This is a genomic window from Candidatus Woesearchaeota archaeon (assembly GCA_018303425.1).
Lineage (GTDB): Archaea > Nanobdellota > Nanobdellia > Woesearchaeales > JAGVYF01 > JAGVYF01.
In genome coordinates this window covers 1-25,164 of sequence record JAGVYF010000033.1, presented here as the reverse complement: position 1 = coordinate 25,164, position 25,164 = coordinate 1, and the positions used below count along the sequence as shown (strand labels likewise).

The 25,164-nt window shown below is 33.5% G+C and carries 29 protein-coding genes; 24 read left to right on the top strand and 5 right to left on the bottom strand.

What is annotated here, in order from left to right:
• Positions 1 to 7: 7 nt before the first annotated feature.
• Positions 8 to 1,414, bottom strand: coding sequence for an RtcB family protein (locus J4418_04615; GenBank protein ID MBS3113337.1), 1,407 nt, complete (start codon positions 1,412 to 1,414; stop codon positions 8 to 10).
• A gap of 388 nt (positions 1,415 to 1,802) precedes the next feature.
• Between J4418_04615 and J4418_04610 the strand changes: the two genes are divergently transcribed.
• Together J4418_04610 and J4418_04605 are read left to right on the top strand one after the other, a co-directional pair.
• Positions 1,803 to 2,414, top strand: coding sequence for a cysteine hydrolase (locus J4418_04610; protein ID MBS3113336.1), 612 nt, complete (start codon positions 1,803 to 1,805; stop codon positions 2,412 to 2,414).
• A complete protein-coding gene (locus J4418_04605; GenBank protein ID MBS3113335.1) occupies positions 2,411 to 3,682 on the top strand; it encodes a tRNA (N(6)-L-threonylcarbamoyladenosine(37)-C(2))-methylthiotransferase in 1,272 nt (423 codons plus the stop codon). The genes J4418_04610 and J4418_04605 overlap by 4 nt, the downstream gene beginning before the upstream one ends.
• Here J4418_04605 and J4418_04600 read toward each other — a convergent pair.
• On the bottom strand, positions 3,679 to 4,707 hold the full coding sequence (locus J4418_04600) for an aspartate--ammonia ligase (protein MBS3113334.1): 1,029 nt from the start codon (positions 4,705 to 4,707) through the stop codon (positions 3,679 to 3,681). The two genes, J4418_04605 and J4418_04600, sit on opposite strands and share 4 nt — an antisense overlap.
• Positions 4,704 to 5,417, bottom strand: a complete 714-nt coding sequence (locus tag J4418_04595; protein ID MBS3113333.1) for a hypothetical protein — start codon at positions 5,415 to 5,417, stop codon at positions 4,704 to 4,706. Before J4418_04595 ends, J4418_04600 begins: the two co-directional genes overlap by 4 nt.
• A 104-nt stretch (positions 5,418 to 5,521) precedes the next feature.
• Between J4418_04595 and J4418_04590 the strand changes: the two genes are divergently transcribed.
• The 9 genes from J4418_04590 to J4418_04550 all read left to right on the top strand — a co-directional run bounded on the left by J4418_04590 (position 5,522) and on the right by J4418_04550 (position 10,972).
• The gene (locus J4418_04590; GenBank protein MBS3113332.1) at positions 5,522 to 5,974 is read left to right on the top strand and encodes an Lrp/AsnC family transcriptional regulator; all 453 of its coding nucleotides are present in this window, start codon (positions 5,522 to 5,524) and stop codon (positions 5,972 to 5,974) included.
• 201 nt (positions 5,975 to 6,175) lie between these two features.
• Positions 6,176 to 6,532: a hypothetical protein gene (locus tag J4418_04585; protein MBS3113331.1), complete on the top strand. Its 357-nt coding sequence runs from the start codon at positions 6,176 to 6,178 to the stop codon at positions 6,530 to 6,532.
• Between the two features lie 129 nt (positions 6,533 to 6,661).
• Positions 6,662 to 7,402 carry an archaeal proteasome endopeptidase complex subunit alpha gene (locus J4418_04580; protein MBS3113330.1) on the top strand — a complete coding sequence of 247 codons (741 nt, stop codon included), beginning with the start codon at positions 6,662 to 6,664 and terminating at the stop codon, positions 7,400 to 7,402.
• 5 nt (positions 7,403 to 7,407) lie between these two features.
• A complete protein-coding gene (locus J4418_04575) occupies positions 7,408 to 8,127 on the top strand; it encodes a ribosome assembly factor SBDS (GenBank protein MBS3113329.1) in 720 nt (239 codons plus the stop codon).
• Between the two features lie 115 nt (positions 8,128 to 8,242).
• Entirely contained in the window at positions 8,243 to 8,962 is a 720-nt protein-coding gene (locus J4418_04570; GenBank protein ID MBS3113328.1) for an RNA-binding protein, read from the top strand.
• A gap of 1 nt (position 8,963) precedes the next feature.
• Complete coding sequence (locus J4418_04565; GenBank protein MBS3113327.1) at positions 8,964 to 9,665, top strand: exosome complex exonuclease Rrp41; 702 nt, start codon at positions 8,964 to 8,966, stop codon at positions 9,663 to 9,665.
• The gene (locus tag J4418_04560; GenBank protein MBS3113326.1) at positions 9,662 to 10,426 is read left to right on the top strand and encodes an exosome complex protein Rrp42; all 765 of its coding nucleotides are present in this window, start codon (positions 9,662 to 9,664) and stop codon (positions 10,424 to 10,426) included. The genes J4418_04565 and J4418_04560 overlap by 4 nt, the downstream gene beginning before the upstream one ends.
• A 10-nt stretch (positions 10,427 to 10,436) precedes the next feature.
• Positions 10,437 to 10,646 carry a DNA-directed RNA polymerase subunit K gene (locus tag J4418_04555; GenBank protein MBS3113325.1) on the top strand — a complete coding sequence of 70 codons (210 nt, stop codon included), beginning with the start codon at positions 10,437 to 10,439 and terminating at the stop codon, positions 10,644 to 10,646.
• 20 nt (positions 10,647 to 10,666) lie between these two features.
• The gene (locus J4418_04550) at positions 10,667 to 10,972 is read left to right on the top strand and encodes a DUF357 domain-containing protein (protein MBS3113324.1); all 306 of its coding nucleotides are present in this window, start codon (positions 10,667 to 10,669) and stop codon (positions 10,970 to 10,972) included.
• Positions 10,973 to 11,120: 148 nt separating this feature from the next.
• On the opposite strand, the gene J4418_04545 is transcribed toward J4418_04550, so the two are convergent.
• Positions 11,121 to 12,755 (bottom strand): hypothetical protein, encoded by a 1,635-nt coding sequence (locus tag J4418_04545; GenBank protein ID MBS3113323.1) that lies wholly within the window; start codon positions 12,753 to 12,755, stop codon positions 11,121 to 11,123.
• 208 nt (positions 12,756 to 12,963) lie between these two features.
• On the opposite strand from J4418_04545, the gene J4418_04540 reads away from it, so the two are divergent.
• The 13 genes from J4418_04540 to J4418_04480 all read left to right on the top strand — a co-directional run bounded on the left by J4418_04540 (position 12,964) and on the right by J4418_04480 (position 24,892).
• Complete coding sequence (locus tag J4418_04540; GenBank protein ID MBS3113322.1) at positions 12,964 to 13,362, top strand: cell division protein SepF; 399 nt, start codon at positions 12,964 to 12,966, stop codon at positions 13,360 to 13,362.
• Positions 13,363 to 13,583: 221 nt separating this feature from the next.
• Positions 13,584 to 14,471, top strand: a complete 888-nt coding sequence (locus J4418_04535; protein ID MBS3113321.1) for a hypothetical protein — start codon at positions 13,584 to 13,586, stop codon at positions 14,469 to 14,471.
• Between the two features lie 3 nt (positions 14,472 to 14,474).
• Complete coding sequence (locus J4418_04530; GenBank protein MBS3113320.1) at positions 14,475 to 15,320, top strand: Bro-N domain-containing protein; 846 nt, start codon at positions 14,475 to 14,477, stop codon at positions 15,318 to 15,320.
• On the top strand, positions 15,307 to 15,828 hold the full coding sequence (locus tag J4418_04525) for a WYL domain-containing protein (GenBank protein MBS3113319.1): 522 nt from the start codon (positions 15,307 to 15,309) through the stop codon (positions 15,826 to 15,828). The genes J4418_04530 and J4418_04525 overlap by 14 nt, the downstream gene beginning before the upstream one ends.
• On the top strand, positions 15,818 to 16,252 hold the full coding sequence (locus tag J4418_04520) for a hypothetical protein (protein MBS3113318.1): 435 nt from the start codon (positions 15,818 to 15,820) through the stop codon (positions 16,250 to 16,252). Before J4418_04525 ends, J4418_04520 begins: the two co-directional genes overlap by 11 nt.
• A 212-nt stretch (positions 16,253 to 16,464) precedes the next feature.
• Entirely contained in the window at positions 16,465 to 16,989 is a 525-nt protein-coding gene (locus J4418_04515) for a ZPR1 zinc finger domain-containing protein (GenBank protein MBS3113317.1), read from the top strand.
• A gap of 341 nt (positions 16,990 to 17,330) precedes the next feature.
• Entirely contained in the window at positions 17,331 to 19,574 is a 2,244-nt protein-coding gene (locus J4418_04510) for a hypothetical protein (GenBank protein ID MBS3113316.1), read from the top strand.
• 5 nt (positions 19,575 to 19,579) lie between these two features.
• Positions 19,580 to 21,151: a CpaF family protein gene (locus J4418_04505; protein MBS3113315.1), complete on the top strand. Its 1,572-nt coding sequence runs from the start codon at positions 19,580 to 19,582 to the stop codon at positions 21,149 to 21,151.
• Positions 21,152 to 21,166: 15 nt separating this feature from the next.
• Positions 21,167 to 21,982: a type II secretion system F family protein gene (locus J4418_04500; GenBank protein MBS3113314.1), complete on the top strand. Its 816-nt coding sequence runs from the start codon at positions 21,167 to 21,169 to the stop codon at positions 21,980 to 21,982.
• A 19-nt stretch (positions 21,983 to 22,001) separates the two neighbouring features.
• Complete coding sequence (locus J4418_04495; GenBank protein ID MBS3113313.1) at positions 22,002 to 23,048, top strand: type II secretion system F family protein; 1,047 nt, start codon at positions 22,002 to 22,004, stop codon at positions 23,046 to 23,048.
• Positions 23,049 to 23,143: 95 nt separating this feature from the next.
• The gene (locus J4418_04490; GenBank protein MBS3113312.1) at positions 23,144 to 23,623 is read left to right on the top strand and encodes a hypothetical protein; all 480 of its coding nucleotides are present in this window, start codon (positions 23,144 to 23,146) and stop codon (positions 23,621 to 23,623) included.
• Positions 23,624 to 23,907: 284 nt separating this feature from the next.
• Entirely contained in the window at positions 23,908 to 24,387 is a 480-nt protein-coding gene (locus tag J4418_04485) for a hypothetical protein (GenBank protein MBS3113311.1), read from the top strand.
• A complete protein-coding gene (locus J4418_04480; GenBank protein MBS3113310.1) occupies positions 24,365 to 24,892 on the top strand; it encodes a hypothetical protein in 528 nt (175 codons plus the stop codon). Before J4418_04485 ends, J4418_04480 begins: the two co-directional genes overlap by 23 nt.
• Before the next feature lie 39 nt (positions 24,893 to 24,931).
• Here J4418_04480 and J4418_04475 read toward each other — a convergent pair.
• On the bottom strand, positions 24,932 to 25,164 hold a 233-nt coding region (locus J4418_04475), incomplete at its 5' end, for a phage antirepressor protein (GenBank protein MBS3113309.1).

The following is a 25,164-nucleotide window of genomic DNA, read 5'->3' as shown; positions in this document are numbered from 1 at the left end:
AATATTTTTAACCCTTAAGTACGCCGACAGGGTCAAGTCTGACAATCTTCTTTGCAATTCCGGGCTCGTCAACGCTTGCAATTACATCAGTAACATTCTTGTAAGCTTCTGGAGCTTCTTCAGCTAAACCCTGGGCAGTTGCAGATTTTGCAGTGATACCCATACTTGCAAGTTTTGATTTTACTTCTCCTGACTTAAATGTTCTGATTGCTTCATGTCTTGACATTGCTCTGCCTGCGCCATGGCAAGCGCTGCCAAATGTGATGTCTAAAGCTTTTTGCTGTCCTTCAAGAATGTATGAAGACGTGCCCATGCTGCCTGCTATTAATGCAATATCTCCGGGAAATGCGCGTGTTGCTCCCTTTCTATGGACATATAGTTTTTTCTTTTTTCCATCGATTTTGTGTTCTTCAAGTTTTACAACATTATGGCACAGACCATAAAGAGTATGCATGCCCATTGATTCCCAGTCTTTCTTGAAAACTTGTTCAAATGTTTCTCTAATCCATTGGGTCATTACAAGCCTGTTTGTAAAGGAATAATTGACAGCGCAAACCATCGCGCTAAAATAATCTTGGCCTTCTGTGGAAGTTGCAGGCGCGCATGCTAATTGTTTGTCAGGCAGCCAAATCTTATATTTGTCAACAGCAGCTTCCTGAATTTTTAAATAATCTGATGCAATTTGATGGCCTAAACCGCGGGATCCGCAATGAAGCATAATCATCACTTGATTAGGGTCGGTAATTCCCCATTTTTTTGCAGTTTTTTTATCATAAATCTCTGATACTTTTTGTATCTCTAAAAAGTGGTTGCCTGCTCCAAGTGTGCCAAGCTGAGGTTTACCTCTCTTAAATGCCATATCTGAAACTTTACCGGTATCTGCGCCAGGCATATTGCCTTTTTCTTCCATATGTTTGGCATCTTCTTTTACCCCATATCCATTTTCAATTGCCCAGTCAACCCCCCTATTCATAACTTCCAACAATTGGCTATTTTCAAGTCTAAGTTTTCCTTTACTGCCCACACCACAGGGCACTGCTTTGAAAAGCGCAGGAATAAGCTCTTGCATTTTATCTTTAACTTCATCATAGGTCAAATTAGTTTTAATAGTATTAATACCGCAGTTAATGTCAAAACCGCATAACCCTGAAGAAATAATTCCCTCTTTAGCATCGAATGCCGCAACCGCTCCCATCGGTAATCCATAACCTATATGAGCATCAGGCAAAGCGCAAACCGGACTTGCTACTCCCGGCAAACAACATACGTTGCTTAATTGATGTATTGTTTCAGATTCCATTGCATCAAAAATAGCCTTATTCGCAATTAGTTTTCCTTCAACACGCATTTCTTTTCTTGCTGTCTTTGGGAGAATCCATTCGTAATTGTTAATTTTTTGTAATAATTCTTTCATGATAAGCGCCTAAATTGCTAAATATTGAGTTTAGTTTATATAGTTTATGTTTGTGCTGCGCTGTTGTTCTAAACCCTAATATATTATGCCGGTAATAAATTATGAGAAGTATGCCGAAAGTCTGTTTATTAAAAATTTGTTCCGGTTCGGTGATTGATATTTGACAAAAGATAAGCTGGGTTTGTTGAATAAAGAGAATGATTAGTTTTCTGGAAATGGGGTTATTTTTTTTGCGCCTGATTTTCTATGTGCAATATAATGAAAGACATAGGTATAGTATAATATAAAATGTCTTTCAAATATTAGTTGCGGAAAAATATATACTAAACTTTTGTCCGCAACTAATATGAAGTAAGTTTTATATAGAGTTTAAAGAATTCTTTGGATTATGGGACGTAAAATGGGAAGCCAAATTTATTTTAAGGACAAAGATTTTTTGCCATTCAAACCAGTAACAAACATAAGTTTGGAAGAATGCATTAGGCAAGAAACTGATTATGCTCTAATAGTGATTGACATACAACAACGTTTTTTAAAGTCCAGTATTAAAGAAACATCCAGAAACGCCGTTGAAAAAAACTTGATCCTGCCAAATATTAAAATATTGAAATTTTGTCAAGAATATAATATTCCAACTATTGCATTACAAATGGATAGGTTCGGGTTAACATTGGGCAGAGTATCGTCTCAAATTGAAAAAATTCCCCAACATTTATATTTGGTAAAAAAAGAAATGGATGGTTTCTCTGAAAGAGCGCTTGAAGAAGTATTAAATAAATGGGGGGCTAGTAAATTATGCTTGACAGGACTTTATGCCGAATTTTGTGTATATGAAACTGCCCGAACTGCCAAAAGGAAAGGTTACAAAGTATTAACTGCAAGCGACTTAATATTTGCAAGAGGCTCGTCAATTATCAAAGAAAAATATCAATATGACATTGGCGCAGATTATTTTGATGATTATAAAGAGATGATTGAACAGATTAGAGGAGAATTATGATATGCTTTTACATTGAATCTTATGGGTGCAGCACCAATTTATCTGAAAGTGAAGTAATGGCGGGGTTGCTTGAACAATATGAATTTAAACAAGTAGAAAATGCTGAAGATGCTTATTTGTTAATAGTTAATGTTTGCACTGTAAAAGGAGACTATGGCGCAATTAAGCATGTTAAAGTTTTGCATGAACAATTTCCCCATAAAAAAATTGTTGTTTCCGGGTGTTTGACTAAAGAGGTTGTTAAAGAGGTAAAACAAATTTGCGGCGATGCAAGTTTCATTTCCACTCATAACATTAAAGAGATTGTTTCTGTTGTTGAAGAAACCATAAATGATAATCCCGTTGAAGTTTTAACATACAATGCTGATGTAAAAATTAATTTACCGAGAGTCAGGAAAAATAAGATAATCTCAATAATTCCAATTTTATCCGGGTGTAATGGTTCATGTTCATACTGTTCTGTGCACAAAGTGAAGGGCAAGCTTGTTTCATACCCGATTGAAGATATAGTATCAGAAGCGCGCAGAGCTATTATCAAAGGTTGTAAAGAGATTTGGATAACCAGCCAGGATAATGCATGTTATGGCTTGGATAATAATGAAAACAAATTAGTTGAATTATTAAACCAAATTTTAAAAATTGTCGGAAATTTTAGGGTAAGGTTGGGGATGATGAATCCAAACAATGTTTTACCTATAATGGATGATTTAATTAAAGTTTATACACATGAAAAAATGTTTAAGTTTCTGCACTTGCCGTTGCAATCAGGAGATGATGGAATTTTAAAAAAGATGAAGAGAGATTATATGACAGGCGAGTTTAAGAAAGTTATTGAAAATTTTCGTGATAAAATTCCAGAAATAACAATTGCAACAGATATAATTATAGGCTTTCCTTCTGAATCGCGGAACCAGTTTAGTAATACAGTAGATTTAATCAAGTGGATAAATCCAGATGTGCTGCATATTTCCAGATTCCGTGCGCGAGAAAACACATTGGCCAAAAAAATGGATGAACAGATTGAAAGCGCAGAGGCTAAGAATCGCAGCGCTTTAATAACTTCAATATTTCATAATATTGCGTATATGAGGAATGAAAGATGGTATAATTGGAAGGGTACAGTTATTGTTGATGAACAGGGGATTAATGGCACATGGGTTGCAAGAAATTATGCGTATAAGCCCATAGTTCTTGAAGGGAATTATGAGCTTGGACAAAAAGTAGATATAAAAATAAGTAAAATAACTAAATTTGACCTTCGCGCTTAAAGTAAACCAACTCCTTGTTTGTTAAAATCATCTTTTACTTTTTTTGGCCAAACACTTGATTGAACTTCACCGATGTGGGCTTTCTGCAGGAAATACATGCATAGGCGTGATTGTCCAATTCCGCCGCCAATTGTTAAGGGTAATTTGTTTAAAATTATACCTTTATGAAATTCAAGATTTAAACGATCCATGAGGTTATGCATTTGTAATTGTCTTGACAATGAATCGCTGTCAACTCTGATACCCATTGAAGAAAGTTCAAGTGAAGTTTCACGCACATCATCCCATACAATGATATCTCCGTTTAATCCATATTTTCCGTCAGATGTTTCACTAGACCAATCGTCGTAATCAGCTGCGCGTAAATCATGCGGGTTGCCATTATCCAGTGGATAGCCTATGCCTATTAAAAATGCCGCTCCATATTTTCGGGCAAGTTCATGTTCACGTTCATGCGGGGTTAAGTTAGGAAATTCATTTGCCAAATCTTCAGAATGAACAAAAGTCATTTTTGGAGGGAGGTCTCTTTTAAGAACAGGGAATTCTTCCCCGAGAATTCTGTTAACATAACCCATCGCAGCATATATTTTTTGTACAGTGTTCTCTAAATATATTAAATGCCTGTCTCCGGGCCCTATAACTTTTTCCCAGTCCCATTGATCAACATAAATACTATGTATTGGGCTAATATCTTCATCTTTTCTTATTGCATCCATGTCGGTATAAAGCCCAGTTCCCCGCTGAAAACCGTACCTGCCAAGCGCATCACGTTTCCATTTAGCCAAACTATGCACAACTTCAATGGGAGATTTCGAAAATTTGGTTTCAAACCTCACGGGATTCTGTGTACCTGCCAAGTCATCCTGTAAACCCGTTCCTGTTTCGAGAAACCGGGGAGCCGAAACTCGTTCTAAGTTTAACATTTCAGATAAACTTAATTCAAATTCATCTTTAACAAATTTTATTGCTTTTTCAGTTTCACGCAAATTTAATTTTGGTTTATATTTTTTTGGAAATGAGTTCATTTTGTTTCACCTTTTTTTTCATAATTCCAGAAATCTGCTTTATACACTTTTCCGGGGTATTGCATTTCTAGAATTTTATATATTCCTGCATAAGGTAGCTGTACTGACAACTTTTGCGCTTCGTTACCTTTGCCTCCTATTGAAACATCAACAAGTTCATCATCCAGACTCTGATCTTCATGTATAAATATATCTTTAATGCCCAGATATATTTCATTTATTTCGCGGCAAGGGTCCATTTCTGAGCGGGAAAGAAACGGGGTGCAAGTGCCATATTCCATTTGGTTTGGAATGCAGACTGAACCGTTAGACATTTCTAAAGAATATCTTATTGGAATTTTAAACCGGTCAAATAAATAATTAATGCTTTCTTGAGTTAATTGTTTTGTTTTTTGGTTTCCCATTTTAAATTTTTTATTTGGTTCAAGTATTTCTGGAAATACAAATAAATAAAGCTCCCAACTAATATCAGCAAAAACTGATTTAACCATTTGTTTTGGAGTCCATGAATTTTCCGGATGCGTTTTTAATAATAACCAATATTTTTCCTGACAAGTTTTAGTGGCATATGGATGTTGGAGAATTCTCAATGGTATGTTTAATGTATTTGCAACATCTAATATATATCGCCTTTCTGCCTGTATCTTTTCTTCATTTTCATAATGCGCAGGCATTTTGTTTTCCGATGCAATAGCTTCAAGACTCATCATGGATATAATACAAACTTAAATTATTTATAAAAATAACGATTAATTTATTGAAAAATCGTCCAATAATAGTAAGATTTATATAATTAATGGGACGTATGTTCCATATGGAACACAAATTAGACAAAAAAGATCTACAAATTTTAGAGATTTTAAAAAATAATTCTGAATATACGACCAGGGAAATTGCTAGAAAAACATTATTGCCAGTTACTACTATACACAACAGGATTAAAAAAATGAGAAAAACTGGAGTTATTAAAAAATATACAATAGAGCCGGATTACAAGAAGATAAATAAAGGGTTTTTAGTCTATGTATTAATTACTGCCAATTTATCTGCGCTGAAAGAAAAAAAAAGAACGCAATATGATTTGGCGGATGAAATTAAAAAGTTTCATTTTGTTGAAAAAGTAGACATAACAACGGGGGGGGCAGATTTAGTTGTTGTAATTAGGGTTAAAGATGTGGAAGAATTCAATAAGGTATTACTTGGAAAATTACAATTAGTGGAAGGCATAGACAATACCAGATCATTAATTTCCATATATCAAAAATAGAACAATTGGACGCATTATTTTAAAATTTAAATAAGATACTACTTTATTTCAAATTTATAATCTGTTGATATATGGACTTTCATTTTAGAACAGGGGGATTACCGATACATTTATAAAGACGTGCCATCTATATAAATTCGGAGATATAAAGAAGAGAAAGAACTATTATTTTTTCTCTGTTAACCAAAAACAGATTTTAAAATGGCAAAAACCATGAAAAGGCTCTTACCTTGCCTTAGAGAAAAGAAAAGATACCTTGTATTCAAAGTATTATCAAATACAAAAATGCCAATTATTGATGTGTTAAGAGAAATCAAAAATGAAATAGTCAGTTATTTTGGCCAGAAAGGTCTGGCTGATGCAGGTGTGCAAATATTAAAAGAAACTTATGATATTGAAAAACAATCAGGCATTATTAGAGTTGGAAATAAATATGTCAATCAACTTAAAACTGCCTTAATGTTAATCACAATGATTAACGAGAAACCGGTACTTATCAAATCTATTACGGTATCAGGAATAATTGATAAAGCAAAAAAACAAATGATTAATTTATGACTGGGGTGCAACAAAATGCAAGCAAATCTCACTTTATTCAAATGCCTGTATTTTTAATTAAATTAATCGAGAAATAAAAAACATGACAAATCAAAAATATAAAAAATATAATAATGAGGTGTAATGAAAATGCAATCAAACCAACAAACACAACATCAAATGATGGGGTATGATAGGGCAGCGGTTATGTTCAGTCCGGATGGAAGATTATTACAGGTTGAATATGCAAGAAAAATGGTCAGGCAGGGTTCTACTGCAATCGGAATGGTATGTAAAGACGGAGTAATACTTGTAGCTGATAAAAGGTTAGTTGATAAATTAATAATTCCTGAAGCTGTTGAAAAGATATGGAACATCGATTCTCACATTGGTGCGACTGCAGCAGGAATGGTGTCTGATGCAAGAGTGCTCATTGAAAGGGCGCAAGTAAGGGCCCAACAAAATAAGGTAACATATGATTCTCCTATAGACATTCTTACAATCGTAAAAGATATATGTGATTTAAAACAGTTATGCACCCAATCCGGGGGTTTGAGGCCTTTTGGAGTTTCAACTTTAATAATTGGGGTTGATGAAACAGGGCCGGTTTTATATGAAACTGATCCTGCAGGAATTTATTTTAGGTATAGAGCTAAAGCAATAGGCGATGTTGAACCTGAAATTGAGGAGATTTTGTACAGTGAATATTCAAATGACATTACAATTGAAGATGGATTCAGGCTGGCAATTAATTCTTTAAGCAAAGTTTTAGGTAAAGAATTATCAAGCGAAAGATTAGATGCAGCATACATAAAGACTGAAAATCGAGAGTTTGTAAGGTTAACACCATTACAAATTGAAAAAATGCTAAAAGGAACTAAAAAGAAGTGAACAAAATGCAAAAAGGACAAGAAATATTTTCAAAGGATGAACCAGAACATTTTCATTTGGCAAGGCTAAAGAAAGGGGGAGAAAGGTTTGAAGTATCAATTGATGCTGATAAAGCTATGGAATTTCTTGAGGGAAAGGATATTGAGATTAGGGATGTACTGCTCACTGACAACATTTTTAAAGATGCAAAACGGGGAATGAAAGCATCTGAACATTTACTTAAGGAACTTTTCAAAACCGATGATGTTTATAAGATTGGAGAGGTAATTTTAAGAGAAGGCGAAATACAACTTACGCAAGAGTATAGGGCAAAAATAAGAGAGCAAAAGAGGCGGCAGATAATACAGCATATACATAACAATGGAATTGACGGCAGAACAAATGCGCCAATCCCAATTGAACGGATAGAAAATGCGCTTGAACAAGAAAACATTAAAATTGAAGAGTATAAAAGCGCAGAAGATCAAGTTAACAGAGTAATAAAAGATTTACAAAAAGTTATACCTATTAAACTTGAGATTAAAGAACTCAAAATTCGGTTTAGTAAAAAATATGCGGTAAAAGCTCCATCTTTTTTAAGAAGAATTGCTACAGTTTTAAAAGAAGACTGGAACAATGATGGTTCTCTTACATGCGTGGTGCAAACTCCTGCAGGGTTAATGAATGATTTGATTGACCAGGTAAATTCGTTTTCACATGGGGATGTTCAGGTGGATATAGTTTAGATAAATACATATGATACAACTGATTTATTTATTAGATGCAGAATTAGGTGCAGAAGTGCCGGGTTTCTAACGCTTCTGATATATTTAATCTAGAGAAAACAAGGAGGTCAATAAAATGACACAAGGAATATTAGTAAAACCAAAAGAAGTAGTTGTTCCCGGTGAAATATTAGCAAGTGGATTAGACAATTTACCTGGATACGGCACTTACAGAAACGGAGAAAATATCCATGCAGGAATGCTGGGATTAACTTCAGTAGAAGGAAGGACAATTAAGTTGATTCCTTTAGCAGGAAAATATATACCTAAACAAGGAGATGTAATTCTTGCTAAAGTGTTTGATGTAACATTTTCAGGGTGGAGAGCGGAAATAAACTCTGCATATTCTGCAATGCTTTCATTGAAAGAAGGCACAACTGATTTTGTTGAAAGGGGGGCAGATTTAACAAAGTATTACACATTTGAAGATTATATTGTAGCAAGAATCACAAATGTAACTAGTCAGAATCTTGTAGATTTAACTATGAGAGGTCCTGGTCTTAGAAAACTTCATGAAGGAAGAATCATTTCAATAACTTCTTGTAAAGTACCTAGAGTTATAGGTAAAAAAGGTTCAATGGTTAGCATGATTAAAAAAGCTACAGATTGCCAAATCACTGTCGGACAAAACGGTTGGATATGGTTGGCTGGCAAAGATGCTTCTAAAGAAGCTATAGCTGAAAAAACAATCAAATTAATTGAAAGCAAAGCACACACTTCAGGACTAACCGAAAAAGTTAAAAATTTTCTTGAAAAGGAAACTGGAATTAAGTTAGAAGTCGAGGAGAGTGAATAAAATGGTTTACAAACGAGAAGACGGAAGAAAATTAACACAAACAAGAGACATGGAAGCTAAAGTGGGGATTATACCAAATGCAATAGGTTCTGCAATGTTTAGAATTGGAAAGACTATTGCTTATGCGACAGTATATGGTCCAAGAGAGCTTTATCCTCGATTTTTGCAGGACCCTTCAAAAGGGATTTTAAGATGTAATTATAATATGATGCCATTTGCAAGTTCCGGTGAAAGATCCAGGCCCGGTCCAAATAGAAGAGCTAAAGAGATTTCATTAATTACTGAAAAAGCTTTAGCGCCGGTTATTGATCTTTCTAAATTTCCGAACGCAGTTGTTGATGTTTTTGTTGAATTACCGCAATGTGATGCAGGTTCAAGGTGCGCTGGTATCTGCGCAGCTTCAATGGCGCTTGCAGACGCGGGGATTGCAATGAAAGATTTAGTTGCTGCTGTTGCAGTAGGGAGAGTTGAAGACCAAATATTGGTAGATCTTAACTACATCGAAGATTCATACGAAGGCGGAACTGATTTGCCTTTGGCAATAATTCCAAGCACAGGACAGATCACATTATTACAAATGGATGGTGTGATGACTAAAGAACAGTTAAAAAAAGCGTTTGATTTAGCTACTGTAACTTGTAAACAAATTTACGAGATTCAAAAAGCAGCACTTAAAAATAAGTTTGGGGTGCAAGCACAATGAAAAATCACATCATAAAATTATTAAACCAAGGGATAAGATTGGATGGTAGAAAATTAGAAGAATTCAGACAACCACTAACAGTAGAGAAAGGATCATTTCCGCAAGCAGAAGGTTCTGCAAGAGTAAAAATTGGAAATACTGATGTTATTGTAGGAATTAAACTTGAAACAATGGTGCCATACCCTGATCAGCCAGGTCAAGGTTCTATCATGGTTGGGGCAGAGTTATTGCCTATGGCAAGTCCTGATTTTGAATCTGGTCCGCCATCAACCGACTCAATTGAGTTAGCAAGAGTAGTTGACAGGGGCATTAGAGAATCTGGGGCTTTAGATTTTAAAAAGCTTTGTATCACCGAAGGTGAAAAAGTTTGGATGATAACTATCGACATAGTGCCAGTTAATGCTGACGGCAACTTGTTTGATGCGGCGTCATTAGGGGCAATTGCGGCTTTGCAGGATGTAAAATTTCCTGTAATTGATGATAATGGCAAAATTGATTACAAACATAAGACTAATAAAGGATTACCATTAAACAAAGTTCCAATTGAAGTTACAGTTTATAAGATTGGGAAAGATTTCCTTATTGACCCATCAAGAGATGAAGAAAAATTTGTTGATGCAAGATTAACAATTGCAACACTTGAAGATGGCACTGTTAGCGCATTTCAAAAAGGGGGAAATGACGCATTAACGCAAGAAGAAATCTTTAACGCAATCGATATTGCTGTTGCTAAAGGAAAGGAACTTAGAAAATTGTTATGAGGCATTCACAATGGAAAAAGAAACAATGACTAAGTACGAAAAAGCGCGTATTATTGGTAGTAGAGCTTTACAGCTTTCAATGGGGGCGCCGTTTACTCTAAAACTTAAGAAAAGTGATTTAGAGAGTATAAAGTATAACCCTGTAGAAATTGCCAAAATGGAATTTCAGAAAGGCACTTTGCCAATAACAGTGAGAAGACCTATGCCTAAAAGGGCATAGTTTTTTTTATTTAAACGAAAATGAATCAAGATCAAATTACATTAGAACACATTAAGAAATATTTCTCAGTTACTAAGAAAGCCTATGACATGGCAAAAGGCTCAGGCTCTCGACTGAATAGTGAAGACATGTTATTGGCGCGCAATGATTTTCTTGATATGATATCTCGTTATATTACAGACGCAGAACATTTTAATTCACTTGGCAATATTGTGGATGCGTTTGCCGCGCTTAATTATGCGCATGGCTGGCTTGATGCTGGCGCCAGGTTGGGGTTATTTGATGTGCATGATAGTACTCTTTTTACAGTTGATGATGCGGAATAAAATTGAGACTAAGCGAACAAAGTGAGTGCAGGTCTCAGATTTTGGTCAAGCTCATAAGAAATGCAAGGCATTTCTGTGCTCAGAACTTAGTTCTTGAGTTTTGCTTGGCAAAAAGGTTGGGTTAACTAATTTTTGAGTATTAATTTTTTTAACTATTAATTGGTTTATCTTCATACAAACTGGTTATCTTTTTTTTAATTGCGGTATCAACACAGTCAAGAAGCTTAGTGCCAAAAGCATATTCAAAAAACAGATCTACTTTTGCAACTACATATTCATCAGTTGATAGTTCCTCGAGAATGCGGTCTTCACCAAAAACATTCATTGCTAGCATTTTAGCTGCTTTTGGATCATCTTCTTTTGAAGAAACTAAAGTAAGCACATACATATTGGCAGGACCATCGACAACAGCATATGCAACATAAGTATTATGCCGAGGAACACGTTTAAATTGTTCAATTATATAGGATAATGAATTAACATTGTCTTCAGTTATTGCAGTTTTGCCATCTCCCATTTTTTTATAAACAAACGCAGATGCAACATTTGAAGGGGTATGTCTTGCTTTCATAGCTTCTAGGCAGCAATCAAATATTTTATTATCTAATTCTTTTTTAGCTAATATTGACTGCAATGATTTTTCTTCTTCAGATTTTATTGCTGTCTCAGTGCCCCGTATAGGTTTAGGTTTGGGTTTTTCTTCTTTAGGTTTTTTTGATAGATATGAACCTTTAATCCTTAACTCGAGTTCTTCTTCAACTAATTTATTAAAAGCATCAGTACTCATCACTTCATCAAAAAGGTAAGGGATTTCTATTTGGCCACCAGCTTTGCCATCATCACCGCCGCCATCAAATAATTTTGTCGCTACTTCACTGCAATTTTTACCGCGGATTGCTATCTGGATGCCCCGTCCATATTGATCTGATGGGCCTATCGCTGTAAATATGGCTAAAGGTAAAATAGGATCGTTTACTCTGTTGATTGCCTCTTCAGCGTAATCGCATATGCCTCTCCAATCTTCTTTAGAGATGTTATCTACAAATGAAAACCAGCATATATCTTCAATCATCCTGCTATGTGATGCGCTTGAACCCCCTACTTTCCATTGGCTATGTTTTAATTTATTTACTAAATTTTCTAGTAATGCCTTATTTGCTAAATTGTAAAAAAATGAATTAGCTGTAAAATCCTTTGTAGTTGCTTTTGTATAGTAAGAAGTATCTATTTTGATTGCTTGAACACACATGGTTGCTAAACCAGTATCTATCTGTAAATCTGGAGTTTGGCAGAATAAATTGTAAACTAATGAAACTGTGCTTTTACATTCTTCTGTGTCAATTTTGCCAAAATCAAATTTAGTTTGTCCATCATGATGGTCAAAGACCATTGTTTGCGCGCTTAAATCCACCCACGATTCGGGAATATATGGCCTGCCCGGGTTATGGGCCCCGTCTACATAAATAATTATATCTGGATTTTTTAGGTTTTCCTGCGCACCATTTGTTTTTGAAGTTAGATATTCAAATTCTGAAGGATACTCTCCCAATATTTGAGCAACGTCATCCTTTGGTTTTTCACTTAATATAATTTGTGTTTCAATGCTTGGCAATGAACTTTTGATTATTCTTTCCAATAGGAACATAGATGCTGCAGAATCACAATCTGTATCAACATGACCGACCATTCCTATTCTAACTGTCCTATCTGTGAGTTTGGACTGGTTTTTTTCAATAAATTTTACTAAATCTTCCAAATGTATATCCTTATTTTTATTAACCATAAATTATACCCCTGATGTATATTAACTATCATTCTTTTATAGATATATGAAAAAGAGTATATAGTTTGCATATAGTTATATCAACATAATATCTTATCAATAATGAAAAACTTTAAATATATCTATATTATCATAATTTATAGAAAATTTAAAAATTAAGTATAAAAAATAATTATATTAAATATGTGAGGGCAGGAGGGGAATAATTATGGGATTTTTTTCACAGTTAAAAGAAAGTTTAGGGGGAACATTTAGTACAGAAGTATTAGAAGAACCAGAGGAATTAGTAGATGATTATGTAGAACTTGCGCCAGAATCTTTTGGGAAAAATAATGAAAAGGTACAAGTACGGCCATTTATTATTGAAGATTTTGAAGGCGTGCGTGATATTTTAGATTCATTAAGAGTTGGTAATACTATTGCGCTTATTAATATTAAACCTTTAAAAGATAAAGATATTGTTGAGCTTAAAAGAGCAATTAATAAGATTAAAAAAACCTGCGATGCTATTGGGGGAGATGTAGCAGGATTTGGTGATGACTGGATTTGTGTAACGCCTGCTTTTGCAAATATTTACAGAACGCAAAAAACCGAAAAATTAGATTAAGGTAATGAACTTCGTTCAAACCTTTATAAGGTAATGAACTTCGTTCAAACCTTTATAAGGTAATGAACTTCGTTCCGTATTGGTCACCCCGTAGATGTCGTGTCTGACCGTTAAGTAGCGGATGTTCGGAAGAAACTGAGGATGTCAAATTTATTGGTACAAAAGTTATATTAAAGAATTGTAAAGATGAGCATATAGCTGCCGTAAAAGATTTCTTCTTAATGTTCTCTAATGAGAATTTATTGGAAAAGACTGATGTTGGAGAAGTTTATATAAAAGGTAAAACCTCTAGAATATATGTTGGAGGTTTGTTAATTGCAGAGGAAGAAAACTTCTTGTTTTCATATAATATTACTTCAATAACAAAAATAATGAGGAAAGCTCTGAACAGAGAAAGAACTAATGTTGGTAGGACAGCATACACTCAAAGAGTAAAAGATGTTCTTTTACAATGCAAAACTGAAAAGGTTGCTGAATTGTTGACATCAGATTTATCAAAATATGATTCTGGTCAATGTCATGATGAACTTGTTTGGATCGACATTGCAGTTCACGCGTGTAAGCTATTAAATTCTTTGAAGAAGGTAATATTTCTAACTTCAATGGAAATGTTTGACGCCAGAAATATGGTTGATGATGCAAAGAATTCCGGTTTTCAAGTTGTGATAATTCCTGAAACAGTTAAGGAAAAAATCAGGGGCACAAAAGATTATGCAGGTAATCCTATTAGAGACTTAGGGCAATATACACAAGAATGGAATGATAATTTTAAGTTCAAATTTGTTGACCCAACAAAACTTAATAAGCCTGAGAAAGAAATATTTGAAAAAACAACCAAGATTTTTGATTTGATTGGTGGTAAACCCCGTAACATCAAACAAGTATTAATTTCAGAAACAATGAGATTAGATAATTCATTTAGTGAAGCTTCAGGTTTGTGGGATGGAACGAATATAATTATTAAGCGTGATCAATTAAAAAATTTAAAAGACTATGCAGGAACACTTTTACATGAAACCGCTCATGCATTAAGTGGGGCTTCTGATGTTTCTAGGGAATTTGAGATGGAGTTAACTCGTTTATTAGGTGTTATAAGCTCGGGGGGTTGAAACATGGACACAAATAAAGCTATCGTGGTCTTTCAGGGAAAGAACATAAGGAGAACTTGGCACAATAATGGGTGGTGGTTCTCTATCTTGGATATAATCTCAATTCTTACAGATAGTGCTGATCCTAAACAATATGTCAAAAAGATGCGCAGCCGTGATCCTGTTCTGAATGCGAACTGGGGTACAATTTGTACCCCACTTGAGCTTCTTGCTCCAGATAGCAAGAAAAGGGAAACAAACTGCGTAAACACTGAAGGAGCATTTAGGATTATCCAGTCTATTCCTTCTCCCAAAGCTGAACCATTTAAGCTGTGGCTAGCAAAAGTAGGTTATGACCGAGTTAAGGAAATAGAGAATCCTGAACTTGCTCAAAAGAGAATGAAGGAAATCTTCAAATTCAAAGGATATTCTGAAGAGTGGATTGAGAAAAGAGTCCGAGGCATTGCGATAAGGGATGAGTTGACTGATGAATGGAAGAAAAGAGGAGTTATAGCAGACAGAGAATTTGCCATTCTTACAGCCGAAATTTCGAAAGCAACATTTGGAATGACTCCAACTGAGTACAAGAAATTGAAAGGATTAAAAAATGAAAACCTTAGAGACCATATGCATGATTTAGAACTTATATTCACAATGCTTGGTGAGGCTTCAACTACGAGAATTGCAAGAAACAAGAATGCCAAAGGATTCATAGAAAATAAAGATGCTGCAGCTGAAGGCGGCACTGTTGCAGGCATAGCAAGAAAAGAACTTGAGCAAAGAAGTGGAGAGAAGATAGCAACATCCGACAACTATCTTCAAGAATCCGAGTCGCAAAAAAAGAGAAGGTTAAAGGATGACAAAAAATGAATCAGAATCACTCCATCTGATTCCTTCTGAATTACAGATAATCTATAAACTCGTAAAAAAATACGAAGAAGACACACCTAATAATGATGAAGAGGATTATAACAGCTATGATGATGAATATGAGACGTCAATAGATAAAAAACAAATTAAGTCAATTCTAAAAAAGATTAACCACAGTCTGCCCAAAGAAGCTAAAGATGAAATTGATAAAGAATTTCTAAGAAAAAAATATCATCCATACAATAACAATATTGACTCAAAAGTCTATACTACACTCAAGAAAGCATTTAAGCAGTCTAAAACTGTAGAGATTAAGTATTTTAACATGGAAAATGCAGAATTTAAAAAAAGAAAACTCGATGTATACTATACCTCAGCAAAATACACTATAGGATATTGCCATCTGCGAAAGGAAATAAGAAAATTTAGGACAAGCAGAATATCTTCTGCAAAACTAATCAATTCAAAATATAAAATTTCAAAAAGCTTTGATAAAAATGACTACTGATAAATTTAAGCTAACTATTGAACTTGTTCCTTTAACAGTGTGGTATGCAAGTATTTACCAATATTACAAAAAACAGAATAAACTTCAAAAATGGCAAGAACTCAAGAGTGAATTGTTCATAAAAGAAGGCAGAAAATACTGGATTTGTGGAAAAGAAAATGTTCGATTAGAAGCACATGAATTCTGGATTTATGATGATGATAATCACATACAAAAATTAGATACTATTCATCACTTATGTGGGTTTTGTCATAAGATTAAACACGTTGGCTTATGGTTACATACATCCGATGGTGAAAATATGCTTAAAAAAGAAAGATTAACAAAAGAGGATATCACAAACCATTTCTGCAAGGTAAATAACTGTACCAAAATAGACTTTCAAAAATACGAAGATGAAGCATTCAAAATATGGAATGGATGAAGCAAACATGAGTGGAAACAAGATTTTGGACAATTTTCTGCAAAAATGACTTAAAACAGCCGAATTCTTAACAGCCAACGGTTAACATCTACAGGGTGACCAATACGACTTCGTTCAAACCTTTACAAGGTAATGAACTTCGTTCAAACCTTTCTCACTTTTTATAAATTACTCCGCAAGGTTTTTATACCTTATTTCTTTTCTTTATTTGCATGGATGAAACTGGTGAAATTTTGAAAGGGGAAAAATGTCCGATTTGTAGTGAAAATGCATTAACCCTTATAGAACAAGAAGTTGAAGTACCTTATTTTAATAAGATGTATATTTTTTCGATGAGTTGCAGCGCATGTAAATACCACAAATCTGATATTGAAGCAATTGAGACTCATGAACCTTCTAAATTTACTATTGAAATTAATAGTGAAGAAGATCTAAAAATTAGGGTTGTTAAATCTGCGCAAGCAACTGTAAAAATTCCTCGAATTATGACAATTGAATCTGGACCTAGTTCAAATGGCTATATAACTAACATTGAAGGAGTAATCAATCGAGTTATGAATATGATTGAAAGCGTACGTGACAATGAAGAAGACCAAGATAAAAAGAAAAAAGCTAAAAATTTATTAAAAAAACTTAATAAAGTATTATGGGGTCAAGAACCATTAAAAATTATTATTGAAGATCCTACGGGAAATAGCGCAATTATTTCTGATAAAGCTGTAAAAAGTAAGTTATGATTATAGTTGTTTTATGCGGGACATTACTAAAATGAATATTTACTAAATATGTTTTTTTTAAATTCAATATATAATCTCATTTTTCACAAGTGTGTTGATTGTCGCGAGTAATTGATTCTTTATACGCTTCTGCATGTTATTATTCATATGACGTCACATAAAATGGTGCTTTTTAGAGTTGTTCCATTATTAATTAGTATGCTCGCTTTTAATTGGATTAGCAAAAAACTTCTTGCAGATATTAAGTTTATTTTTAGATCTAAATATACAGACAATGAACTTTTCGGACAGCACCAGTAAAACAATAACTTTATATATAAATAATCTAACGATATATAGAGATGTCTGAAAAAAAAGGAATAATGGAAACTGACGTTGATTCTTTAATGAGTCTTTTGCAAAATAGAAAAAATATTTCTATCAATGATGCCGCAAAAGAATTAGGAGTATCACCAGGGGTTGTTGAAGAATGGGCGCATTATTTTGAAGAAGTAGGTTTTATTAAATTAAGTTATCAATTTACTACTCCCTTTATTCAGTGGGTTGGTAATCAAGAGATTGTTTCTAAGGGGGTACTGCCCCCCAAATTAAAAAAAACATTAAGAGATGAAGGAATATTAAATGAGCCTGAACATGAAAATCTTTTGGCAAAAGCAAAATCTTTACTTTCTCTAAATGACTTAGATGAAGAGAGAGGCATTACAAAACCTAAAGATGTCGCAAATTTGATGAATCTTGCGCACGATTCAGTCGTTAAAGGGGAATTTGAAAAAGCAAAAAAAACGTATGAACAATTATATGATGCATTCAATAAAGTGCCTGAAATGTTTCTTGAGAAAATGGGGCAGATTGAAGATGATTTAATCAAACTTAATAATGAGATTATTGTAACACTTGAGAATAAAGTTCAAGAAGAGATGGTAAACAAGCAATCTGAAATATTAAAATTGTTAAAAGAGGCTTATACCTATTTAAGGTCCGGAGAAATAGACAAATCAATTATAATATACAGTAGTATTAAAGCAATTTATAAGCAATTGCCTCCCGGATTTTTTGAAGAAAAAATAATTTTGACTAAAAAGGTATTAGAGTTCTATGAAAATCTAAACAATTTAAAAAGTAAAGTCGCAAAAAACACGCTTAAAGACAAATCTAATTTGATTGAGCGACAATTAGGAATTATTAGGTTGGCGCTTAAAAAAGAAAATGTTGATGAAGCTACGATGGCTTATTCTCTTGCGCGAGAGGCATATTCTGCATTACCGGAAGGTTTTTTTGCTGAAAAGGTTGTTTTGCAACAAAAATTGGCAGAAATACACCAACAAATTGTCGATGTTAAAAAACTTTATTCATTGACTGATGCAGAATCTAAACTTAAATCCATCAGGGGCTTACTTTTAGAGATTCAGGATTTGCTTAAAAATAAAGAAATTGTTATCGCAATCCAAAGGTACGGGGAAATTAAAAGTTTGTACAGCCAAATGCCCAAGGGGTTTATTAAAAACGAACATATTATTCAAAATGAAATATTGAAAACATATAAAGAGATTACAAATGCAAAAAATGATTCGGCATTAGACGCAATTCATAATGGAAAGAAAAAAATTCAATCTTATCTTGAAAAAGGCAAAAAATGCGTTGCTAAAACTAATTTTGATTTAGGGTTTCAATATTATAAAGAAAGTATTGATTGTTATAACTCACTGCCAAAGGGATTTAATAAAACTAAAGTGCAAGTGCGAAATATGATATATGAAACTTACTTTGAGATAGTATCACATTCGGATATGGTAATTTTGGGAGAGTTAGAAGGTTATGCAAAAGAGAAATATTTCTCATTATTAAAATTAATAGTGAATGCTTATGAAATTGTCAGTACTGACAGGTTTAATTTACTGCCTGATGTTTACAAAAGCATTTATTTAATTTACCAGCAACTTCCATTAGCGCTTGCATCTAAAAAAACCCGCCTTAAAGAGGAAATCAAAAATATTTATTTAATGTATAAACTTTATTTATTGATTGAAACGCTGGAAAATGCAAGTAAATCAAATGAAGTTTCTAATGTGCAATCAATTTTGAGCGAAGCAAACGGGATGGTTGAAAATGTATTAACCCAAATTCCAAACTCTGCGCCTTTAATTAATTATGCAAAATCCAAACTTTTTAATTTTCAAATGAATGTTAAAAAAATCGCTCCAACTGAAAGGTTGCAGTTGCCTGCCCTCTCAGATGAAGAATTTAAAATGGATCGTATTGATGATTTAATGATTAAAGCGATGAATTATTTTACGATTAAAAATCATCCTAAAGCAATTGCTTATCTTAAAGAAGTATCAAAGATTAATCCTAATTATGGTCCTGCAAAGGCTATGATGGAAGAAATTAACCTTGATAAAAAAGGCCAGGGCACTATTCGGCTTTCAAAAGCTGATGAAAAAATTGCATCGGCAGTAGTAAAGCTTGAAGAATTTGATTATAGCGGTGCAATGGCTGATGCTGAAGAAGCATTAAATATTGAGCCAGATAATGAAGAAGCTTTTGTTATAAAGCAAAAGGCTAAACAATCTTTAAATGAAAGGTGAATATATTGAAAGAAATTGATTCTTATCAAATCGATGCAGATGGTATTTTAGTTGATGTAAATATAAGTCAAGGCGAAGAGGATTTTGTGCCGAGTTATGAAATTTCTATTTTAAATATTAGCAAAGCTACAAGCGTCATACTTGAAAAAATAAGACAAAAATTTGTTTCTGAGGTTAATGTTGGAACTATTGAAATTAGCGGTTTTGAAGGTATGCAAAAAGTTAAAGAAAAATTTAAAGAAGAAATGGAATTGCTCCTTAAAAAACTTTTTCCTAACATTAATAATGAAAATTTAAAATTACTAACTACTTACCTGATTCAGCAAGATTTGGGGTTGGGTCATTTAGAAATTTTATTGAAAGATGTTAATTTGGAAGAAGTAGTTGTGAATAGCGCAAAAGAACCAATATGGGTTTATCACAAGATTCACGGATGGCTGAAAACTAATGTTCGGCTTGAATCTGAAGAACAGATAAGGCATTATTCTACTATGATAGGGAAAGACGTGGGCAAACAAATTACAATCCTCTCGCCATTAATGGACGCGCATCTATTAACGGGTGACAGGGTTAATGCGACACTTAACCCTATCTCGAATTTTGGCAATACAATTACCATCAGAAAATTTGCAGCCAGGCCATGGACAATTACTGATTTTTTAAAGGCAAATACTATATCCTATGAAGCAGCAGCTTTAATTTGGTTAGCGATACAAAACGAAATGTCAGTATTGATTGCTGGCGGAACTGGTTCAGGTAAAACATCTATGCTTAATGTGTTATGTAATTTTTTACCGCCCAATCAGAGAATTATTTCCATTGAGGATACTAGAGAGTTAAAATTGCCAACAACTTTACATTGGGTGCCAATGGAAACCAGGCAACCTAATCCGGAGGGAAAAGGTGAAGTTTCTATGCTGGACCTAGTAGTTAATTCTTTAAGGATGAGACCGGACAGGATATTAGTGGGAGAGATTAGAAGACAAAAAGAAGCTGAAGTATTGTTTGAAGCAATGCATACAGGCCATTCGGTGTACGGCACAATCCACGCTAATAATGCGCGTGAAACAGTGACAAGGCTAACAAATCCTCCGATTGATGTTCCAAAATTAATGCTGCCTGCTTTAAACTTAATACTTGTGCAAAACAGGAACAGGCGTACTGGCAAAAGAAGAACTCTGCAAATTGCAGAGATTATGCCTGATGGAGATCCCAATGTGATTATGCAGTATGATGCTCAAAAAGATATGATGTTCCCTAAAAATAAGTCTAAAACTTTATACGAAACTCTTAACCTTTACACAGGAATGAGTGAAAAGGATATCGATGATGATTTAAAAGAAAAAATAAGCATATTAAAAGATTTAGTCAATAGGAACATTAATGATATTAATCAGATTGGTTTAATTCTAGCTAAATATTATTTAAATAGTGTAAAAGAAGCCAAACAAAAAAAATCGTACAATGAATTACATGTAAAAAAAGCTTCTGATAAAGATAATAATGAATTGCAGAATGATAAGGATAATACAAAACTGCAAAAAAAAGTAGTCAGTAAGAAAAGCAAACAGAAATAATGGAGTGCTAACAAAATGATGAAACAAATAGCGCCAGTCATAGTAAGTTATCTTCCAAATTTACAGCAGCAATTGTTAATGGCGCGGATGAAAAAAACAGCTGAAAGGTATGTGGCTGAAAGTCTATTCACTTCAATAATGATTATGGGTGCCGTAATTTTATTATTGCTGATGCTGTTCAAGTCTTATGGTGTCTCATTATTATTACTATTTTTATTAGGGCCGGTGATTTTTGTTTTAGTGTTTTTTTTTTTAATTAATATACCCTTTGTTTATATCTCTCAAAGAGAAAAAGAGATTAATAAGAACGTATTATTTGCCGGCAGGTATTTACTTGTTAAAGTGCAATCCGGTGAACCTTTATTTGGTTCGTTAATCGGTGTTGCCAAAAGTTATGGCGCAACAGGGGAAGTATTTAACGAGATAGTGCAGGACATACATTTCGGCGCAAAGATTGAAGACGCAATTGATAAATCCATTAAAAATAATCCTTGCCGAAATCTTAGAAAAATATTATGGGAAATTTCTAACTCTATCAAAACTGGTTCAGACATGACCAAAAGTTTAAGTGTTATTTTAGACGGAATTAATGAAGAATATTTCACAGAAATTGAAAAGTATGGAAGAAAAATAAATTCTATCACTCTTTTTTATATGGTGCTTGCGATTATTGTGCCATCGCTTGGAATTACAATGCTGTCTATTATATCAAGTTTTGTCGGGATAATAATCCCGTTAAACGTGTTATATTTCATTATATTTATTATAGCATTTGTGCAGTTTATGTTTATATCATTATATAAATCAATCAGGCCGGCAGTATTATTATAATGGAAAATAGAAAGAAATAATGAAAAATACAAAAAAATGGGGGGATTATTTTATCCTTGCAGAGGATTTTGGTAAAGCGTTTATTCCTGATTTTGTTAGGCCCATTTTTAGGCGTTATCTTGAAAAGGCTGGTATCTATAAAATTCCCTATACAATATTCGGAGTAATGTTTTACATAAGTGTGATTATTACCGGATTATTATTTGCATATCTTTGGCCAATATATTTTGTTGGGTTGGGCTTATTAAAAACATTAGCATATACATTCATTTTTATTTTTGTTACTGAACTTATTTTAGCATTAGTTATGATGGGTATTGTTTATGTGTATATTGATGTTCAAATATTTCAAAGAACCAAAGAAATGGAAGACGTGCTTGCTGATTTTTTATCCATTTTTAATGACAACTTAAAAACGGGCATGACGCTGGATAAGGCGTTATGGAGAGCGATTAAGCCTGAATTCGGGGTGCTTTCAAATGAGATCAAGATTGCGGCAAAACGCGTTATGACCGGTGACGATATTGTAAGCGCGCTTGAAGATTTTGTAAATAAGTATGACTCTATTACATTAAGACGGGCTTTTTCATTGATAACTGAAAGTATGCGTGGAGGGGGAGAAATTTCGTATGTGATTGATAAAGTGATTGATGACATTAAAAAGACTACTGCTTTAAAGGAAAGAATGATTGCAAATACTATTAGTTATACCATATTTATTACTGCCATTGTTTTAGGCATTGCCCCATCACTTTTCTCGTTATCATATTATCTGCTTTCAATGATTGACACTTTTTCAAAAAATATATTATCAACTGCTACGCTGTCTTCTGTAATGGGAAAAATCAGCATTGCAATTGCTTTGCCGGATTTTATTACTTTTTCACGTTTAGCTTTAATGACAATTGCGTTTTTTGCGGCGATGATAGTTTCTATTATAAATAAAGGAGACATTCGTGGCGGGATAAAGTATATCCCTATGTATGTTTTTGGGGCTTATATTATATACAGCATATTAATGGTTTTGTTTGGTTGGGTATTCTCTTCATTTGTAGGTTCATTGTAAATTATTAGGCGATGTTTTCATGCGAAAGCTTTATATATAAATTCCCCCTTAAAATTAATTAAATATCAGATTAACAATAAAAAAGGTGATAATTAATGAATAATAAAAAAGCGCAAGCAGCTATGGAATTTTTAATGACTTATGGTTGGGCGATTTTAGTAGTTCTTGTGGTTATAGGAGCTTTAGCATATTTTGGAGTTTTAAATCCAACAAATGTGTTGCCGGAAAAATGTTTTTTCCAGGTAGGTTTAGAATGTAACCAACATCAGTTTAAAAGTGCTAGTGCTACTTTATTAATAAAGAATGCTTTAGGTGATAAAATTACAATAACAAAAGCATGGGTTGAAGATCCAGCAACTGGATCAGTAATATGTGGTTCTAGTACTGCAAATTTAATACCACCAGTTGTAATACAAAATAGCGCAAGCGGCACAGTTTCAACATCCACCAGCTGTAATCTGGGCACAGTAGGCACAAAAGTAAAATTAGTTCCTAAACTTGTGTATTATAAAGGTACTGCAGGTGCTTTTACACATACTGCATCAGGGGATGTTATAACTACTATTGAAAGCTAAATTTAGCTTTTTATTTTCTTATTTTTTTATTATTCTTATTTATTTTAAAAATGAATTATTATTATATTGATTTTTGTGTGAAGTTCTGATTTGACCAACATTTATATTTTAGTCTGTGCATAGTTTTTGCCCGTTATGTTATCTATCAAATAATAAATGTAAGTTAAGCCTACATAGATAGTATCTTACATAAATAATATAATAGACAATTTCACGGATTGGCAGTGCTATGCACTTACATATTTCACCAACATTTATATATTAATTAAGCTTAATTTTTATAAATGGTTATCTCCAGTTATAACATTTCAAATAAAAAAGCGCAATTTGCAATGGAATATGTGCTAGTGATTGGTGTATTATTTTTACTGCTTGTTCCTGGAATTTTTTTGTATTATTCTTATTCTCAATCATCTCTTGAACAGATAGGAACTGCAAGGTTTACTGATATAGGTAATGCGATTGTTAATAACGCTGAAAATTCTTATTTTTTAGGAAAAGGGTCAAAGATAACTTTGGATATTAGTATGCCGTCAGGTATAGACAATTTAGGCATTAATTGCAAAACTGATTATAACCCTCCAAAATATTGCGAGATTACATTCACTCAAGGATCAAATGAAATTGTATTTTCAACTCAGGCACCACTTAAAATTAAAGGAAAAACCGGGTACCCCGTAAGTTTTGAACCTGCACAATATTCGGGCGGAGCAAAAAAAATAGTTATTATTACGCAGGAATATGTTGAACTTGACATTATTTAAGATGAGAAAGGCCCAAGTTTCTACTGAATTTACTATTTTAGTTGCTTTTATGTTATTTGTATTCCTGATTTATATGGGCGCAATTCAAGAAAGGACACTTGATTTTGCTAAAAATTCCGATATGGTCTTATTGGAAGAAATCAGCCAGGTAATACTTACAGAAATTGATAATACTGCATTTACTGAAAACGGGTTTAGGCGAGTCTTTGAACTGCCTGCTACTTTAATTAATAAAGAATATGAAGTTAAAATTTGCGCTTTCTATGCAAGTTACAAAGATGTTTTAGATAATACTAGAAATAATCATGTTGATTGCGGTGGAAGCGATGTATTAATACCTGAAATAATTGTTAAATATACTCTCCAAGATAATACGGTGATTCGTAAAATTTCACGCAACGTTGTGATTGATAATCCTTACGGGATTAAGCTTGGTGAAATGAATTGTTTAAGGAAAGAAAATAATGTTGTTTATATTAATAATGAAACTTATGATTGTGAATAATGTCAAAAAAGTATAACTTTTTGTAGAGATGTGAGTTTTTTATTTCTGACGCGGGAGTTTTTTCTTTTTTTCAGGTTCAGTAAGATAATTCTCTGGAGTAGATACTTTTCTAACACTTTGCTGTTCAAGTTCTTTTCTAGCTACACCCCCAACTATTCCGCCTTTCTTTGCCGCTTCTTTGTTTTCGATAAATCCTTGAGCATCTTTATCTTTTGCAATTCTTGTAGTAGATGCTTCACCAAGCATTGTGAAAATCAGTTCTAAATCGTTCA